Annotated in this window: 14 protein-coding genes and 4 tRNA genes; 5 read left to right on the top strand and 13 right to left on the bottom strand. The window is 58.3% G+C overall.

The features are described 5' to 3' along the window. Nucleotides 1-11 precede the first annotated feature (11 nt). Nucleotides 12-971 (top strand): histidine kinase, encoded by a 960-nt coding sequence (locus ACUXHH_RS01790; protein WP_279741373.1) that lies wholly within the window; start codon nt 12-14, stop codon nt 969-971. 102 nt (nt 972-1,073) lie between these two features. Here the strand turns inward: ACUXHH_RS01790 and ACUXHH_RS01785 are convergent, their stop codons facing one another. From ACUXHH_RS01785 to ACUXHH_RS01775, 3 genes are all read right to left on the bottom strand, one after another. Further along, complete coding sequence (locus ACUXHH_RS01785; protein ID WP_279741375.1) at nt 1,074-2,180, bottom strand: UDP-N-acetylmuramate dehydrogenase; 1,107 nt, start codon at nt 2,178-2,180, stop codon at nt 1,074-1,076. Between the two features lie 248 nt (nt 2,181-2,428). Further along, on the bottom strand, nt 2,429-2,890 hold the full coding sequence (locus ACUXHH_RS01780) for a MaoC family dehydratase (RefSeq protein ID WP_279741377.1): 462 nt from the start codon (nt 2,888-2,890) through the stop codon (nt 2,429-2,431). Next, nucleotides 2,890-3,342 carry a MaoC family dehydratase N-terminal domain-containing protein gene (locus tag ACUXHH_RS01775; protein WP_005504824.1) on the bottom strand — a complete coding sequence of 151 codons (453 nt, stop codon included), beginning with the start codon at nt 3,340-3,342 and terminating at the stop codon, nt 2,890-2,892. The genes ACUXHH_RS01780 and ACUXHH_RS01775 overlap by 1 nt, the downstream gene beginning before the upstream one ends. Nucleotides 3,343-3,561: 219 nt before the next feature. On the opposite strand from ACUXHH_RS01775, the gene ACUXHH_RS01770 reads away from it, so the two are divergent. Next, nucleotides 3,562-4,563: an LLM class flavin-dependent oxidoreductase gene (locus tag ACUXHH_RS01770; protein ID WP_279741380.1), complete on the top strand. Its 1,002-nt coding sequence runs from the start codon at nt 3,562-3,564 to the stop codon at nt 4,561-4,563. Between the two features lie 157 nt (nt 4,564-4,720). On the opposite strand, the gene ACUXHH_RS01765 is transcribed toward ACUXHH_RS01770, so the two are convergent. The 5 genes from ACUXHH_RS01765 to ACUXHH_RS01745 form a co-directional block, all read right to left on the bottom strand. Then, a tRNA-Thr gene (locus ACUXHH_RS01765) sits at nt 4,721-4,792 on the bottom strand. A gap of 1 nt (nt 4,793) precedes the next feature. Next, nucleotides 4,794-4,867 (bottom strand) — tRNA-Met (locus ACUXHH_RS01760). A gap of 38 nt (nt 4,868-4,905) precedes the next feature. Further along, a tRNA-Thr gene (locus tag ACUXHH_RS01755) sits at nt 4,906-4,977 on the bottom strand. Between the two features lie 302 nt (nt 4,978-5,279). Next, entirely contained in the window at nt 5,280-7,349 is a 2,070-nt protein-coding gene (locus ACUXHH_RS01750) for a DEAD/DEAH box helicase (protein WP_458390698.1), read from the bottom strand. A 659-nt stretch (nt 7,350-8,008) separates the two neighbouring features. Then, on the bottom strand, nt 8,009-9,871 hold the full coding sequence (locus ACUXHH_RS01745; RefSeq protein ID WP_458390697.1) for a DUF2079 domain-containing protein: 1,863 nt from the start codon (nt 9,869-9,871) through the stop codon (nt 8,009-8,011). Nucleotides 9,872-10,092: 221 nt separating this feature from the next. Between ACUXHH_RS01745 and ACUXHH_RS01740 the strand changes: the two genes are divergently transcribed. After that, nucleotides 10,093-11,322: a DNA-3-methyladenine glycosylase family protein gene (locus ACUXHH_RS01740; protein ID WP_458390696.1), complete on the top strand. Its 1,230-nt coding sequence runs from the start codon at nt 10,093-10,095 to the stop codon at nt 11,320-11,322. A gap of 98 nt (nt 11,323-11,420) precedes the next feature. Here ACUXHH_RS01740 and ACUXHH_RS01735 read toward each other — a convergent pair whose 3' ends face one another. From ACUXHH_RS01735 to ACUXHH_RS01725, 3 genes are all read right to left on the bottom strand, one after another. Next, complete coding sequence (locus ACUXHH_RS01735; protein ID WP_005504813.1) at nt 11,421-11,798, bottom strand: thioredoxin family protein; 378 nt, start codon at nt 11,796-11,798, stop codon at nt 11,421-11,423. A gap of 397 nt (nt 11,799-12,195) precedes the next feature. Then, nucleotides 12,196-12,277, bottom strand: a tRNA-Tyr gene (locus ACUXHH_RS01730). Between the two features lie 250 nt (nt 12,278-12,527). Then, entirely contained in the window at nt 12,528-12,914 is a 387-nt protein-coding gene (locus tag ACUXHH_RS01725; RefSeq protein ID WP_279788545.1) for a hypothetical protein, read from the bottom strand. A 141-nt stretch (nt 12,915-13,055) separates the two neighbouring features. On the opposite strand from ACUXHH_RS01725, the gene ACUXHH_RS01720 reads away from it, so the two are divergent. Further along, nucleotides 13,056-13,547: a YajQ family cyclic di-GMP-binding protein gene (locus ACUXHH_RS01720; RefSeq protein ID WP_070685752.1), complete on the top strand. Its 492-nt coding sequence runs from the start codon at nt 13,056-13,058 to the stop codon at nt 13,545-13,547. A 206-nt stretch (nt 13,548-13,753) separates the two neighbouring features. On the opposite strand, the gene htpX is transcribed toward ACUXHH_RS01720, so the two are convergent. Next, entirely contained in the window at nt 13,754-14,638 is an 885-nt protein-coding gene (htpX, locus tag ACUXHH_RS01715; RefSeq protein WP_070685754.1) for a zinc metalloprotease HtpX, read from the bottom strand. A 131-nt stretch (nt 14,639-14,769) separates the two neighbouring features. Beyond that, a complete protein-coding gene (locus ACUXHH_RS01710; protein ID WP_070685756.1) occupies nt 14,770-15,033 on the bottom strand; it encodes a hypothetical protein in 264 nt (87 codons plus the stop codon). A gap of 196 nt (nt 15,034-15,229) precedes the next feature. Between ACUXHH_RS01710 and ACUXHH_RS01705 the strand changes: the two genes are divergently transcribed. After that, nucleotides 15,230-15,817, top strand: coding sequence for a Fur family transcriptional regulator (locus ACUXHH_RS01705; RefSeq protein WP_070685758.1), 588 nt, complete (start codon nt 15,230-15,232; stop codon nt 15,815-15,817). Nucleotides 15,818-15,825: the final 8 nt, after the last annotated feature.

The raw sequence follows: 15,825 nt of genomic DNA, 5'->3' as shown, positions 1-15,825 counted from the left end.
GGATACGTTCTATGCTCGATTCCTTCCTCTCAAACCCCTACCGCACAGAGTTCAGCCCCTGGCCTGTGAGCGAGCACTACGCTGCAGAACGTGCCGCAGGCGTGCCTGAAGCCATACTGCTACCCGGCGAACTCACTGTGTACCGCAACGATGGGGCAACCATGAGCTACTACTTGGATTGGCCCGAGGAATTCAACGAATACACCCGAGCAATTCCTCTACGCCCCCGCACCAAGAATGGCTACCCGCAGGACTTCATACTCAGCGTTGCCGTGCGCGATGGCCAAGCAATTTTTACTGTAACCACCCTCAGCTTCTGGGAGCAGCGCGACGGCCGACCCTATGAGCGTGAACCCATCGCCCGCGGTTACGTGGACGTCGCCTCCTATGAATCCTGCGGGGAATACGCAGGCAATTCCGCTGTGCCTGCACTCATCGGCTGGGATATCGCCGACCTCTACCCGGCACGCATGACGCTCATCCACGCCCTCTGCGAAGGAATCGCCAGCAGCATCATGATGGGCACCCGAATCCTCGCAGACGGAGAAGTACACATCAACCACAAGGACGGGGAATTCCTCGCTCTGCACGTCAACGCGGTGAGCACCGTAGGCGGCATAGTCCGCGCCCTCGTCATTGAGCAGGACCGTGTACCCAGCGGCGTATATACCGGCACCTCCGAGCGTACCGACCTGCAGACGCGCGCCTACTACGCCAACGTACTCTCTCCCGTTCCCGGCGAGTTCGGCAACCTTGTCTGGTCCCACAGCGAGGACGCGGAATACTACCCGTACCGCCCCACGCGCCATAAGCCGATTTTCCACGCCCCCAGCCCACCACAGAAGCTTCCCCTCGCGGTTCAGGTGCTGATGGAGCACCTTCCTGCCGCACCCCTGGCGGCAACGCGCACAGCGCCCAAGCGCAGGCCCTACCTGCCGGGGCAGGTGCGTATCTCTTCCCCTCGCCATTAGCTCAGCGGTCAATACTACGCTTCGGGCGGTCTCCAATAAAGAGACCGCCCGAAGCGTTTATTCTATGTGTCCTCGCGCCATGAGAGGCGAGAAGTTAAGCGTTTAGATTTCGCCATTGACCACGACAGGCTCAGGAACCAGGGTCACACCAAAACGTTCACGCACGCCGTCGCGCACAGCACGGGCAATAGCGAAGATATCCTCAGCGGATGCGCCGCCGCGGTTCGTAATCGCAAGGGTGTGCTTGGTCGACAGGCTTGCGCGACCCTGAGCAATCTCACGAGACTCACCCTCCAGGCCGAAACCCTTATCGAAGCCTGCGTGCTGAATCAGCCAAGCGGCCGAGAGCTTCACGTGATCGGGGTCCTCAACACCCGCGGTGAACGGGGAAGTCTTCACGACCACCGGGAAGTTCGGGGCACCCTCAGGCAGGGACTCCAGGGTAGAGCGCGGAACGATCGGGTTGGTGAAGAAGGAACCGGTGGAGAAGGTGTCACGGTCCTCGGGGTTGAGCACCATGCCCTTGGAGCCGCGCAGCTCCAGCACCTTCTGGCGCACCAGAGCGGATTCGGCACGCTGACCAGGCTCAACGCCCAGGCTCCTCGCCAGCTCAGCGTAACGAATCGGGGAGGACAGGCTACCGAGGGTGAACTGGAAATCAACGGTCAGCACCACGTAGCGGGGCGAGCCATTGACGGTTGCGCGCTTGAGTACCGAGTCGCGGTAGCCGAAGCGCAAATCTGCGCTCGCGAAGGTCTTCTGAGTATTCTTTTCGCGGTCCCAGGTACGTACGGAGGCAATGAACTCGCCCACCTCAACGCCGTATGCACCGACGTTCTGCACGGGGGTTGCACCCACGGTGCCGGGGATGCCGGAGAGAGCCGCAGGGCCAACCCATTCATTATCGATGCTGAGCTTCACGAAGTCGTCCCAGATGGTGCCCGCCTGCACGCGCACGTTCGCGCCGCCGCATGCGGGGATGGGCAGCACCTCTACGCCTTCTGAGGCGATGTGCACGACGGTTCCGTTGAAGCCTTCGTCGGAAACCAGCAGGTTGGAGCCGCCACCCACGATGAGGACGGGTTCGCCTGCGGCATCTGCAGCGGAGACTGCTTCGATAATTTCTGCTTCGGAGGTGGCGCGGACGTAGGTCTTGGCGGGGCCACCTACCTGGGCGGTGGTCAGTTCGCTCAACAGCTTTTCAGTCATAACTTAAGAATACCGGCCGTTGTGCGGGGTCAGCACCCACCACACGTTAAAGTCACGAAAACCTTATGATGATTTTATCTTCATTTTCCGGCGCGCCTCCCACAAAAAAGAAGTGCTACCACCCGCCGGCGAGTGCGCAGCCGAACGCACAAAAGCCCCGGCACTACCGCATCGGGGTAGCGCAGGGGCTTTCACACTGTTGCTTTTACAGGGTTGCTTTCACACGGCTATCTGCAAGCGCAGAAACTCTATGCCGAGAGACGAACCACAGCCTGGCTCTTCATCAGAACCTTCTGCTCCTTGCCTTCCTCATCACGAGCGGTGACTGTCAGGTCAATGCGGGCGGTACACTCTTCCTCATTCAGGGCACCCACCTTACCGCTGATGGTCAGGGCGTTCGTGGGGGTGTCGGGGTTTTCACCGCCAGGTGCATCCGCCACGGGAACGGGCTTGGTGAATCGAGTCTGGTAGTCCACAATCGCGCCGGGATCACCCACCCAGTCACTCACGAGCTGCACTGCGGTACCCATGGTCAGCATGCCGTGAGCAATCACGCCGGACAGTCCCACAGACTGAGCGAAACGCTCGTTCCAGTGAATCGGGTTGAAGTCACCGGATGCGCCAGCATAACGCACCAGCGAAGCGCGGGAGATCTCCACGGTACGCGAACCGATGTCCTGGCTCTTTTCAAGATCTTCAAAACGCACCATTAGTTTTCCTCCTCAGCACGAACCAGCAGGGAAGAGATGCAGGTGGTGACCGGCTCGCCCTGCGCGTCAACGATTTCTTCGCGGGTGGTCAGCATTGCGCCAGCACCCATGACGCGTACGGAGTCCACGTGAACTTCGGTGCGCAGCTCATCACCGGCAACGATGGGGCGGTGGTGGGTGAAGCGCTGGTCGGCGTGCACCACGCGAGAGAAATCAATACCGGCGGAATCATCGTTGATGAGTGCCGCGTCAGCTGCCTGCGCCAGGATAATGGCGAAGGTCGGCGGGGCAATCACATCTGCGTACCCTGCCGCGCGGGCTGCCTCAACGTCGTGGTGGAGGGGGTTTTCTGCGTGAACTGCTCGGGCAAATTCGCGGATCTTTTCACGGCCGACAACGTAGGTGTTCTCGGACGGGTAGACCCTGCCTACAATCTCAGGGTTAATGCTCATGGTTTCAGTCTACCGTTCTTATGCACAGTGTTCAGCTCAAATGCACAGAGTGGACAGACCACTGTGCAGATAACCGGTATGCAGGCAGCCAGAATGTAGGCGTGCAGTATTTCGTCGCATTTTTACCTACTAGCGAAGGCGCCCGGCACACCCCTACCCCTACAGCCTGAGCAAGCGTATGCTGAACGGGTACCCGCAATCAATCAAGAAGGAAAAATTATGTCTTCCAACATAAAAATTTCGGTGCTTGACCTGATGCCGCACCGCCCCGATCAGCGTCAGCACCAGACCATGCTCAATACCATCGATGCCGCCCGCGCGGCTGAATCCTACGGCTACGAGCGTTTCTGGGTCGCCGAGCACCACAATGCCGGCTCCCTGCTGTCCTCTGCAACCGTCGTGGTCATGGCGGAGATTGCCGCCGCAACCGAGCGTATTCGCGTGGGTTCGGGCGGCATTATGCTTCCCAACCATGCACCCTACGTGGTGGCTGAACAGTTCGGTACCCTCAACGCGTTCCACCCCGGTCGTATTGATCTGGGTGTGGGCCGTGCGCCCGGCACTGACCCGATGACCGCCGCCGCTCTGCGCCGCGACGATTCTGCCGCCATGAGCTTCCCCTCCGAAGTACAGCAGCTGCAGCGTTTCCTGGGTGAGCCCTCCCCCATGCACCGTGTGCACGCCATTCCTGGTCAGGGCTCGAATGTGCCCCTGTACATTCTGGGTTCTTCCCTGTTCGGTGCGCAGCTTGCCGCGCAGCTGGGTCTACCCTACGCGTTCGCTTCGCATTTTGCACCCGCGATGCTACAGGAGGCGGTGGACACCTACCGTGCGAACTTCAAGCCCTCGGAGCACCTGGAACAGCCCTACGTCATGGTGGGTGCAACCGCGATGCTCGCCGATACCGATGAGCAAGCACGCTACCTGTACACGACCCAGCAGCAGCATTTCCTGGGTGTGGTGCGAGGCAATCTGTCTTTTGCACCTCCCGTGAAAGATATGGACGCCATCTGGACCGACTCTGAGAAGATGCACATTGAACGTATGACCGCCGAGGCAATCGTAGGTTCCCCCACCACCGCGCAGGCTCGTATTGAGGACCTGGTGGCGCGCACAGGCGCTGACGAGCTTATCGTCATGACCGAGGCATGGGAGCACGAGGACCGTCTGCGCTCCTACGAGCTACTGTCCCAGCTGCCGGTTGTGCGCCGCACCTCCTAACGCTTAGATTAGAGCATAAAGATGAAGCCCCCGATTTTTTCTCGGGGGCTTTGCTTTACCCGGCATCGAGCCGTTCGCTAAGCGCCTGCAGACTGGGCTTTGGGTAAATAAAATAGGTAAACAAAAAAGCCTGCCTCCGAAGAGACAGGCTTATCTGAGCCCCGACCGGGAATCGATCCCGGGACCTCCATCTTACCAAGATGGCGCTCTACCACTGAGCTATCGGGGCGTAGCGGTGGACGGGCTCGATCCGTCGACCTCACGATTATGAGTCGTGCGCTCTAACCAGCTGAGCTACACCGCCACATCATTAATACGTGCTCTCGCATGAATTAATGAGAGAGCCCCGACCGGGAATCGATCCCGGGACCTCCATCTTACCAAGATGGCGCTCTACCACTGAGCTATCGGGGCAACAGGTAAAACTATACAGGTCTTCACGAATGCTCGCAAGCGGAAAAGATATGGCATACGCCACATTTTATGCTTGATTGTTCTCCGCATTGCCGCATGAGAGCCCAGTGAAGACCAGGAGCCCAGCATTGACCAGATGCCACCGCAACAGCTGCTGGAAACACATCAACACACAAATACATAAAGACCGGCAGGAGAGCTCATCACTCCCCTGCCGGTCTTGAATCATATGCGGATGACAAGGCTACTAACCGATAGCCTCAGCAAGCCCTCATACCGCAGGTTCAAGCTTAGCCGAAATCTTAGTAGCGCTTGCCGCGGCCGCCAAAGTTACGGCCACCATCACGGTTACCGCGGTAGCCGCCATCGCGGCGGTTATCACGGCCACCGAAGTCGCGATCACCGAAGTCACGGTCATTGCGCTTGCCACCGAAGTCACGGCCACCGTCACGGTTACCGCGGTAGCCACCTTCACGACGGCCACCCTCACGACGATCAAAGTCGCGGAAACCGCCCTCACGACGACCACCACCGAAGCTGCGGCCGCCACCCCTGGGACCGTTGTCCTTGCGGATGTTGATGAACTCGCCAGCAATCTTGGTGTCGCGCAGGCGATCGAAGAAGTCGCGGGGCAGGTCCTCGGGCAGGCCAACAATGGTGAAGTGCTGGCGAATGTCGATGGAGCCAATCTGGGAGCCCTTAATGCCACCCTCGTTAGCCAGCGCACCCACAATAGCACCTGCGGTCACGCGGGAGGAACGGCCAACGTTCAGTTTGTAGTTGACCATACCCTCGTCGTTGTGCGCGCGCTTTGCCTTACGTCCGCCGCGGTCCGAATCATCGTCAGAGAAGGGGCGAGAGTTACGGGCAATATCTTCCTCCTCATCCAGGAAGAAGGGGCGACCCTGCTGAGCGATAATAGCCAGTGCGGCTGCAATGTCCTCAGCGGTGGTGTCGTGCTCGTTCTCATAGTCCTCGATAATCTGGCGGAAGAAGCTCAGGTCCTCAGACTCGATGGTCTCGGTAATCTGCTGAGCGAAGCGCTGCTTACGGGTCTCATTCACTGCCTCTGCGGTGGGCATATGCATCGGCTCGACCTTCTGGCGGGTTGCCTTCTCGATCTGACGCAGCATGTACTTCTCACGCGGGGTGACAAAGAGGATTGCTGCACCCTCGCGACCTGCACGGCCGGTACGACCGATACGGTGCACGTAGGACTCGGTGTCGTGGGGGATGTCGTAGTTGACGACCAGGGAGATGCGTTCAACATCCAGACCGCGTGCCGCTACATCGGTTGCAACGAGGATGTCGATGCGGCCGTCACGCAGGGCGTCAACGGTGCGCTCACGCAGCTGCTGGGGGATGTCACCGTTAATCGCTGCTGCCGCGAAACCACGTGCCTTCAGCTTGTCGGCAACTTCCTCGGTTTCCTTCTTGGTGCGCACGAAGACGATAATGCCGTCGTAGTTTTCGACCTCGAGCACGCGGGTCATTGCATCCAGCTTGTGGGAGTGCATGACCTGCATGTAGCGCTGAGTAATATTTGCGCTAGTGGTGGTCTTAGCTTTGACACGAATCTCAGTGGGATCATTCAGGTACTGCTGAGCGATCTTGCGGATCGAGTTGGGCATGGTTGCGGAGAAGAGTGCAACCTGCTTGGTGTCGGGGGTGCCTTCGAGGATCTTTTCCACGTCTTCGGCGAAGCCCATGCGCAGCATTTCGTCTGCCTCATCCAGCACCAGGTACTGCAGGTTGGACAGGTCCAGGGAGCCCTTTTCCAGGTGGTCAATCACGCGGCCAGGGGTACCGACAACGACCTGTGCGCCGCGGCGCAGACCGGCCAGCTGCGGGCCATAGGGGGAGCCACCGTAGATAGGCAGAACGGTGAAGTCCGCCATGTGGGTTGCGTAGGAGGAGAAGGCTTCTGCAACCTGCAGAGCCAGCTCACGGGTGGGTGCCAGAACCAGAACCTGGGTGTCGCGGGAGACGCCGTTGATGTCGGCGAGTTCAGCCATGCGGGACAGTGCCGGCAACGCGAATGCTGCGGTCTTACCGGTACCAGTCTGTGCCAGACCAACCACGTCGTGGCTCTCAAGCAGCAGGGGGATAGTCTGTTCCTGGATGGGGGACGGCTTCTCGTAGCCAACCTCTTCCAGGGCAGCCAGGACGCGGCCATCCAGGCCCAGGTCGGTGAAGCGTACGCCTTCTTCTTCAGCCTTTTCGGCGGTTTCTTCTGCGGCGGGTGCTTCTGCAGTAGTTTCTACGGTGGTTTCTTCTGCTTCTACAGCAGTGCTCTCAAGGGTATTCTCGGTGGTCACAACGGCCTCTGCCTCGGCATTCAGTTCGGCCGGGGTAGCAGTATTCTCAGTCAATTTTTCCTCTATACGGTAGGGGTGGAAGCGCACGCTTTTCGGCGCTTACCGGGTGTCCCCTTCACGGCCCAGCCACACATCATCCCCTGGGGAGTAGAACGTCCAGGGAGCCTCCGTTACCGGCACATTCTGCAGAGGTATTCTGCGGATGCTACGGGTAGCGGCTTTTGCTGGGGGTGGTCTTGAATTTCTCTGCACATTATCCGCACGTCTACTCATACTCTACGCTCGGCGCACAGTAGTCCCTGTGATACAGGGGTGTACAGGGTGGGTAATGCTCACATGTAATATCACGTATTCCTGGTGGTTCGCCTTCTCGCTCTACGGCGGTGGTGTGTCTGTTACAGCAGACGTAGCAAAGACGCTGGACCAGAGATCGTTAAGAGAAGCCCGCGTGTACGGTGTAAACCGCAAGTTTATGGGGCGTATCAATCGGTGATGGTGAGTACGGCGCACCTACAATTCCAGCACCACCTTGGGTGCTGGGTGCGCACAAGACCTTCATCGGGGGTTCCCGTGTTCTACCTAGTGTACCGTAGCGGCACCTATCTGACCTCAAAAGGTGCTTAAAACCTCATCTCTTAACGGCGAGCACCCACCCTCACAGCCGGAGGGCGGGCGCTTTTTCAGGCACGCATCATGCCTATGTAGTCCTCGGATTAATCTACGCGCCGCACAATATCAATCGTGCCAACGGTCGCGTACTTCGCGTAGGAGTGGCGGTAGCGGTCAGCCGCATACTGTGCGGCGTTGGTCGGCGGGTTGCCACCCCAGGAGTTGCTCATGCGGTCGATGACCACGTAGTCGGGGGCAGGCTCACCATCATGTCCAATCCAGTAGACGGTACGACCAGGAATCAGCTGAGTCAGAATCGACAGGTCAGATGCGACCGATACCCCTTCGGGTACCTTCTGGACGGCGTCCTGCTTCATCTGGTCAGTCCTAGTCAGCGCGGAGGCGGTGAACTGCACATTACCCAGGGATGCGAGGGGCTGCTGGGAGCCGGGCATAAAAATCGGGGATGCAGCAAGGAAGAGCGCCACGGCGGGTAGAGCCCACACGGGCATGCGGCGTACCGTGGCGGTGAGGCGGCTGGGCTGGGTGTTGGTCTGAGGTTTCTGTGCGGAGGCGCTATCGATTGCGCGCGTAGCCGAGCGTATCGGAACCACTGCGGGAACCACGCCGTAGCGTATCCGCATGACGGCGTCAAGCAGGGCGAGGAAGACGATGGGCATGAGCACGAGCGAGTAGTGCCAGGTGCTTGCCCAGTAGGACTCCATGGTGGAGAGCAGACGCCACGCAAGGGTCGGTAGAACTATTGCCGCGAGCGGAGAAATCACCCAGAGGACTGCCCCGGTAATGAGTAGCAGGCTGAGGGTTGCCAGCTTGGTGTTGTTGCTGAGCATCTGCAGTGCCGAACCGAAGGGGTCGCCCAGAGCCGCAGAGAAGTTCACCTTGTCTGCATAGTCGAAGTGTCCCCCACTGTTGAAGTAGGGCAGAATCACGTAGATGGCAACGGCCGACCAGAATACGCCCCAAATCATGACCATGGTCGATTCGGCGACGGCGGGGGTGCGAGCCCAGGAGGAGTAGAGCTGATGCACGCGGATTCGCATCGGGGCCGGGGTGCCCACAGAGAGGCGCGGCATCAGAATGTCTACGGCGGTGCTCAGCCAGCCGGTGCGGATAAAGATAATGAGGCCGATGGCTGCGACAGTAATGCCCATATCTTCTTTGACGAAGGCAATGGGTAGAGCCCACCAGCAAGCATAGGCGAGGTAGCGTGCGCGTTCGGTGCCGCTCACGCGAGAGGCGAGCACCAGGTAACCGAGGCTCATGGCGAGCAGCGGCACGGCGAAGGCTACTTCGTGGAATTGGGCGGCGATAGCTTGCTGAACGCCAAAGCTGAGGGCGAATCCGGCGCCGAGTAGCAGACCGGTGATGGTCGGGATAACGCCCTGAAGTTTTGCGGATTGAACGTTCTGCGTCGGTTCGCTCTTCTGCGCATCTTCAGTTTTCTGCGTATCTTCAGTTTTCTGGGCGAGCGCGAAGGCACGCTGAGTGAAGCGCACAATGGCAAAGCTTGCGAAGGCAACCAGGGCGTTCTGCACCACCAGTAGCGTGGTCGGTGAGGGGAACAACGCATAGACAGGTCCCAGGAGTACCAGAATCGGGTGGAAGTGATCACCCCAGAGGTTAAAATTGGGCCCCTTAATAGGCACGATGGGTACAGAGAAGTGCGAGTACGCCTGTGCCATCTGGGTAAAAATCGCTAGATCCCAAGAGGGGGTAATCCAGTGCTTCATCTGTTGCAGCGAATAGTAGGTGTACAACGCCATAACGGCGGCGGATAGCAACAGACCGGGTAGTAGTTCTAGGGGGCGGATGCTCTTGACGCGCTCGGTAAGGGACTGACGCGACTGTTTCTTGGCGCGCTGAGTACGGCCCGCGCTGGTGGCGGTACTGTTCTTCTGTTCAGGTGCGTCAGTATTCGAGGATGCTTCTTGTGCTTCCGCTGCCATAGGCGTCCTTCTCTCGGGGTGCATGTCCGGGCTGTAGGCGCCCTTGTGAACGGGCAGAACGCATAGCCTATATAGTGCCGGTGGCGGTGTTTGCGTTCATTTCTGCTCTATCTTTTAGGGTATCGCATTAGCGGTGTGACTGCTCTGCCGGGTATTTCTGTCACTTTAGCTGAGGGGCGTATATTGGTTGGGCATCGTCAATGAGGGAATAGACTGGTGGGGTGAGTACGATTCCTCCTGTTTCTCCGCATGGCCGCTCCGAAGCGGATGCACGGCACACCCGGCATCCTTTGGCGGCAGCTGGTGTACCCTATGCACCGGCGCTTGCGGATGCTCTTTACGAACCACGCATTCAGATTCGTACTCTCTCCCCCGCTGTTTCGTCTCTTCCGGGCGTTCTGAGCCCGGAGGTGTGCGAGGTTGTGATTGAGCCGCATGTTCCGGTGCAGTTGGTGCAGACGTTGGGGTCGCTACGCCGCGGTGCCCAGGATCTTTCGTATCGTGCGCTGAGCCGCGCGGATGGTGCCGAAAGGATTTGGTTGACGGCTCGCACGCCGTTTCATGAGTTCCCGGCAGTGCTGTACGCCGAACGATTGGGGCAGCCCGCTAAGCTTCCCGAGGCCCTCCCCTCCCTACATCGCCTGCTGATGCGCCCGATGCGTATTCGCATCTGGGTTTCTTATAGTGCCGCTAATCAGCAGATGCAGGCGCGAGCCGACCTTCAGGCGTTAGCGCAGGAAATGACGTACTGGCTGGGGTTGCACGACCCCGCTGAGCAGTTCGGCGCGCTGTCTTCTTTTGAGTCTCTTCCGTCCCGTGTTCAGCAGGCCTGGCGGCAGAATCCGGGGCTCCGCCTCAGCGCCTCGGGGCAGCTGGACCGGCAGATGCTCAACGCCATTGTGGAGCAGCGCATCACCCAGACCGAAGCGTTCAGAGCCCTGGGCTGGGTTCTGCGAAAGTACGGTTCCCCCGCCCCTTTAACCGGGTTGGGGCATCAGCCGGAAGGAATGCGCGTCTACCCAAGCGCCCGGACCCTGGCGATGATTCCTACCTGGGATTGGCATCGGGCCGGCGTTGATAAAAGCCGCTACGACGCTGTGTACGCTTACGCTCGTTCCGCAGAATCTCTAAAAAACATTGCGGCAGAAGGCGACATCGCGCTACTGGCGCGAAGCCTGCACACTGTGCGCGGTGTGGGCCCGTGGAGTATTTCCGAGGCCCTGCAACGGGTGTGCGGGCACCCTGACGCCATCAGCGTGGGCGACTACCATCTGGCGCACGCGGTCGGTGAGCTGTTCACCGGTCAGCGCACCGATGATGCGGGAATGCTCACTCTGCTGGCGCCCTTTAGCCCGCATCGGCAGCGTCTGGTGCGGCTCATGCATGCTTCAGGCTTTTCGAAGCAGCGCTACGGGGCGCGCATGACCATTGAGGATCACCGCGACCGCTAATGCTCCTGCACCCTCACGAGGTTAAAAAGGGGGCGGGGCGCCCCTGCCGGTTGTGCCGGCGGGTACACCCCGTTCAAGCTCTTTTGTAGTGTTGAGCCTTACTTCTTCTCTGCAGAGCCCTCTGCTGCTGCGATCTCTGCACGGACCTTGTCCATGTCGAGCTCGCGGATCGAACCGATTACGGTCTCCAGCTGGTCTTCGCGCAGTGCGCCAGCCTGCTGGTAAACCAGGATACCGCCACGGAAGCCCATGATGGTGGGAATGGAGGTGATGCCTGCTGCCTGAGCAAGCTGGCCCTGGTCCTCGGTGTCGACCTTGCCGAAAACAATGTCACTGTGCTTCTCCGAAGCCGCCTCGTAGACGGGAGAGAACTGCTTGCAGGGACCGCACCAATCTGCCCAGAAGTCCAGGAAGACGATGTCGTTGCTCTCGACGGTAGCAGTCAGGTTCTGCTGAGTAATTTCAATAGTAGCCATGAGATAAAGCTACACCCTCAAGACCCCAATCGCTAATTGTTCGCCCTGGGATTCAAACATTGTGAAAGATATGACAAATTGCGGTCATAGTAAGTACTTTTCGCGGCTGTTTCAGCCGGTTTACGGGCGTGCCGCGAATACTCTGGCGAATGCCCTCATAGCCGAATAATGGAGGCGCCCGACTCGGCAGGCGAAGCCCCTTGGTTATCCCCTACAGCGTCCTGGGGAAAGCCCCCAATGTGGGCACCAAGAAAATACGGGCTCAACCGTGGAAGACCACTATGGTAGAAGATCTTCGCAGTGGAAAGCGGCTTGGCTAGAAAGCGGCTACGGGATCCACCCTGAAACTAGTTTTAGATACACAAAAACCCGGTTACTTTTGTAACCGGGCTATTTGTGGCAGGTGAGGGATTCGAACCCCCGTAGGCAGTGCCAGCTGATTTACAGTCAGCCCCCTTTGGCCGCTCGGGTAACCTGCCGCCTAGCTAAGTGCTAGTTGCTCGCTCAAGCGAACAGAGACTACTCTACAGCAGTTTTAGAGACTTGTACACTTCACATAGGGTTTTGTGACGAAGGTTATATATCTGGTTGCATTTATCGTCTTTTCATCACGCAAGAGCATCATCACACGCTCACCGCGCACCCATATCTATCGCACACATCTATCGCAGCGCGCGTGCTCTCACCTTATGAATAAAGCCGTGAATAAAGCCACCACCTACAGCAGTTTTAGAAGGAACGGGAAGGAATATCGCCATCCTGTTCAAGCAGAAGCACAATCTCCAGGTGCTCCAGGTAGCGGCGCGCCTGCTCAACAGTACACATGTCACCGGCAATCTCACGTTCCAGATCACGGCGAACACCACGGAAACGTGCCACCAGCGAAGGCTCAGTCAGAGTAATACCAATGCCTTCAAAGGGAGAATCTTTAGATTCTTGCGAATGTTGGTCAAGGTGAATATCGTTGTGGTCAGACTCGCTGAGGCGCTCAGCCTCAGGAATATCTTCGGGCTCAGCACCCAGAGAGGTATGTAAGTCAATGAAGAGCAGGGTTTGCAGATCGCGAGCTTCCTCGCTCGTGTGTGCGTCCGTTACAGACAGATTATGAATGGTCATATCTCTATTGTCCTCTTTTTAGGTTGGTAACACCTGTAAAACAGGCCCGTATTTCTGTTAGTTAGCTGTGAACAAGAGCCCCAACCCGGTAGGCTAGTACTAACCGGTGCCAGAAGCACCTCATTCACGAAAGGAAAGCCCATGGCTAGCGAATCGTCATTCGACATTGTGTCCAAGGTGGACAAGCAGGAAGTTTCCAACGCACTGCACCAAGCGCAGAAGGAGATCTCCCAGCGTTACGACTTCCGCGGCGTTGGCGCAGAAATCGATTACTCCGGCGACAAAATCCTCATCAAGGCAAACGCCGAAGAGCGCGCACTGGCAGTGCTGGATGTTTTCCAGTCCAAACTGGTCAAGCGCGGCATCTCCCTGAAGTCCCTGGACTCCGGCAAACCCTACGCATCCGGCAAGGAAACCCGCATCGAGTGCTCCATCAAGGAAGGCATCGCACAGGATCAGGCAAAGAAAATCTCCAAGATGATTCGCGAAGAGGGCCCCAAGGGCGTGAAGGCGAACATCCAGGGCGATGAGCTGCGCGTCTCCTCCAAGTCCCGCGATGACCTGCAGGAAGTCATTGCAATGCTCAAGTCCGCCGACCTTGAGGTTGACCTGCAGTTCACCAACTACCGCTAAGCTCATGCACTCCCCCGCGAGGGAGCACGGTTAGAGACCAATACATAAAAAACCTCGGGGTAACTACTTCCACAGTAGCCACCCCGAGGATTTTTTGTCTGCCGACCCGTCATCGCGGGTCACAATCGTCACCCCGGGTCATATTCATGCAACGCCATATTCATAGAGCGTCACATTCAAGCCCGGAGACGAGGGCGAGAAAAGACTTAGTACTGACCCATCTCACGAGCCTGCTGCTGCAGACGCGCAATACGCTGATCCATCGGCGGGTGAGTAGAGAGCATATTCTTCAACGAACCGAAGGGATTCGCAATCATCATAGCGCTTGCCGCCTCGGTATTGCGGTTGTTCGGATCCATCGGATACATGGACACACCGCTCTCCAGCTTGTGCAGCGCCGAGGCCAGAGCCAGCGGGTCGCCGGTCAGACGTGCGCCGTCCTCGTCGGCGTCAAATTCACGGGTGCGACTAATAGCCATCTGAATGACCTGCGTAGCAATGGGAGCGAGCATGGCAACCACGAACATGGCGAGGGGGTTGGTGCGTTCACCATCGCGGTTGGATCCACCGAACATCGCCCCAAACGAGAGGAACTGAGCCACAGTACCGATGATAGAGGCGATACCCGCCGCAACGGAGGAGGTGAGGATATCGCGGTTGTACACGTGCATCAGCTCGTGGCCGAGCACGCCGCGCATCTCGCGCTCATCCAGCAGCTGCAGAATACCCTCGGTGCAGCACACCGCCGCATTCTGCGGGTTACGACCGGTTGCGAACGCATTCGGGGTCATAGTCGGCGCCACGTAGAGGGCAGGCATGGGCTGACCCGCGCGGGAGGACAGCTCCTCCACAATGTCGTAAAGCACCGGAACCTCTTCACGACTAACCGGGTATGCATCCATGGAACGCAGGGCGAGCTTATCGGAATTCCAGTAGGTGTACGCGACCGAAGCCAAACCGAACAAACCCATAATCCAGATGAAAATGGAGGAGCGGAAGCTCACCGAGAGCAGACCGCCAATGAGCAACATCATGCCCACCATGGAGCCCATCAGCAGGGCAGTTTTAAATCCATTGTTATGACTGTGCATGGGTATCCTCCTGAGCAAATAGGTCAGCGTGTACTTGACTCTATAGAGTACGTGTAAGCACCCGCCAGCGCACCTTATGGCACGCAGATTCACCCAGAGCGTCACCGGCGCACCGATCTATGCGGAAGGTGTTAGGGAATGGCACCCGGGATATTCACCAGGGGCACCTGCTCCATTACCTGAGCCGTAGCAGTCGGGAAAATACCGAGCAGCAGAATCGTGCCGTAAGCACCCAGGAAAAGGGTGAAGAGCAGACCAAGCATCAGCTGCCCCTCCAGATCAAAACCGGTGGTAGTACTGCGGTATTGACCGTAAATTACGGGGGTCACGATGGGTACACCAAAGAGCAAAACCATCAGCAGAATGTAAATGGGATTTGTGAAGTCGTATACCATGCCCCTATCCTCCTTGATGGTAATCGCCGGTGCGGGTTACTCTAGGTTCTTTGATTGTACGGCATCTTTTTACACCCGAAGCAGAGGGGGGCGGAGGGGCACCACAGAGTGGATGAAAAGGACACTTCACCGGCTTATTATGAGTTTTTCATAAGATAATTATGAACTTCTCATAATAATGTGTAGACTTATACCTATGACCGACGCAAAGACAACCTCCGATACGAAGAAGACCCAGCATCCAGAACACCACAATACTGGCTGTGCCCACACCACCGGCCTACCTCTACTCCCCGCAATGAGCCCCGAACAGCTCGAAGAAGCATGGACCACCGGCCTGCGCGCCAAGGGCCGCCGCGTCACCAAGCAGCGCCTCGCCGTACTCCATGCAGTACAGGATCACCCGCACTCCACCGCCGACACCATTGTGCAGGCAGTCCGCGAGCGCATCCCCGCCATCACTGTTCAGTCGGTCTACGTGATTCTTGCCGATCTGACCGATATCGACCTGTTGCGCAAGTTTGAGCCGCCGGGAACCCCCGCCCTCTACGAAACCCGAACGGGCGACAACCACCACCACGCCTTCTGCGTACGTTGCGGCAAGGTCGAAGACGTGGACTGTGCGGTCGGTTCCGCGCCTTGCCTGACTCCCAGTAATTTTCATGGCATGGCGCTCTTTAGCGCAGATGTACTGTATCGAGGCGTCTGCGCAGGCTGTCAAACTGAGGCAGAAGCAGAACTGGCGAAGAGCCAGATGCAAGCCGCAGCGAGCGTTCAGCACTAACGAACCAC

The organism is Rothia sp. 110740021-2 (assembly GCF_054263775.1).
Note: the sequence above shows the minus strand (reverse complement) of the source record. Positions and strands in the feature narration are given on the sequence as shown.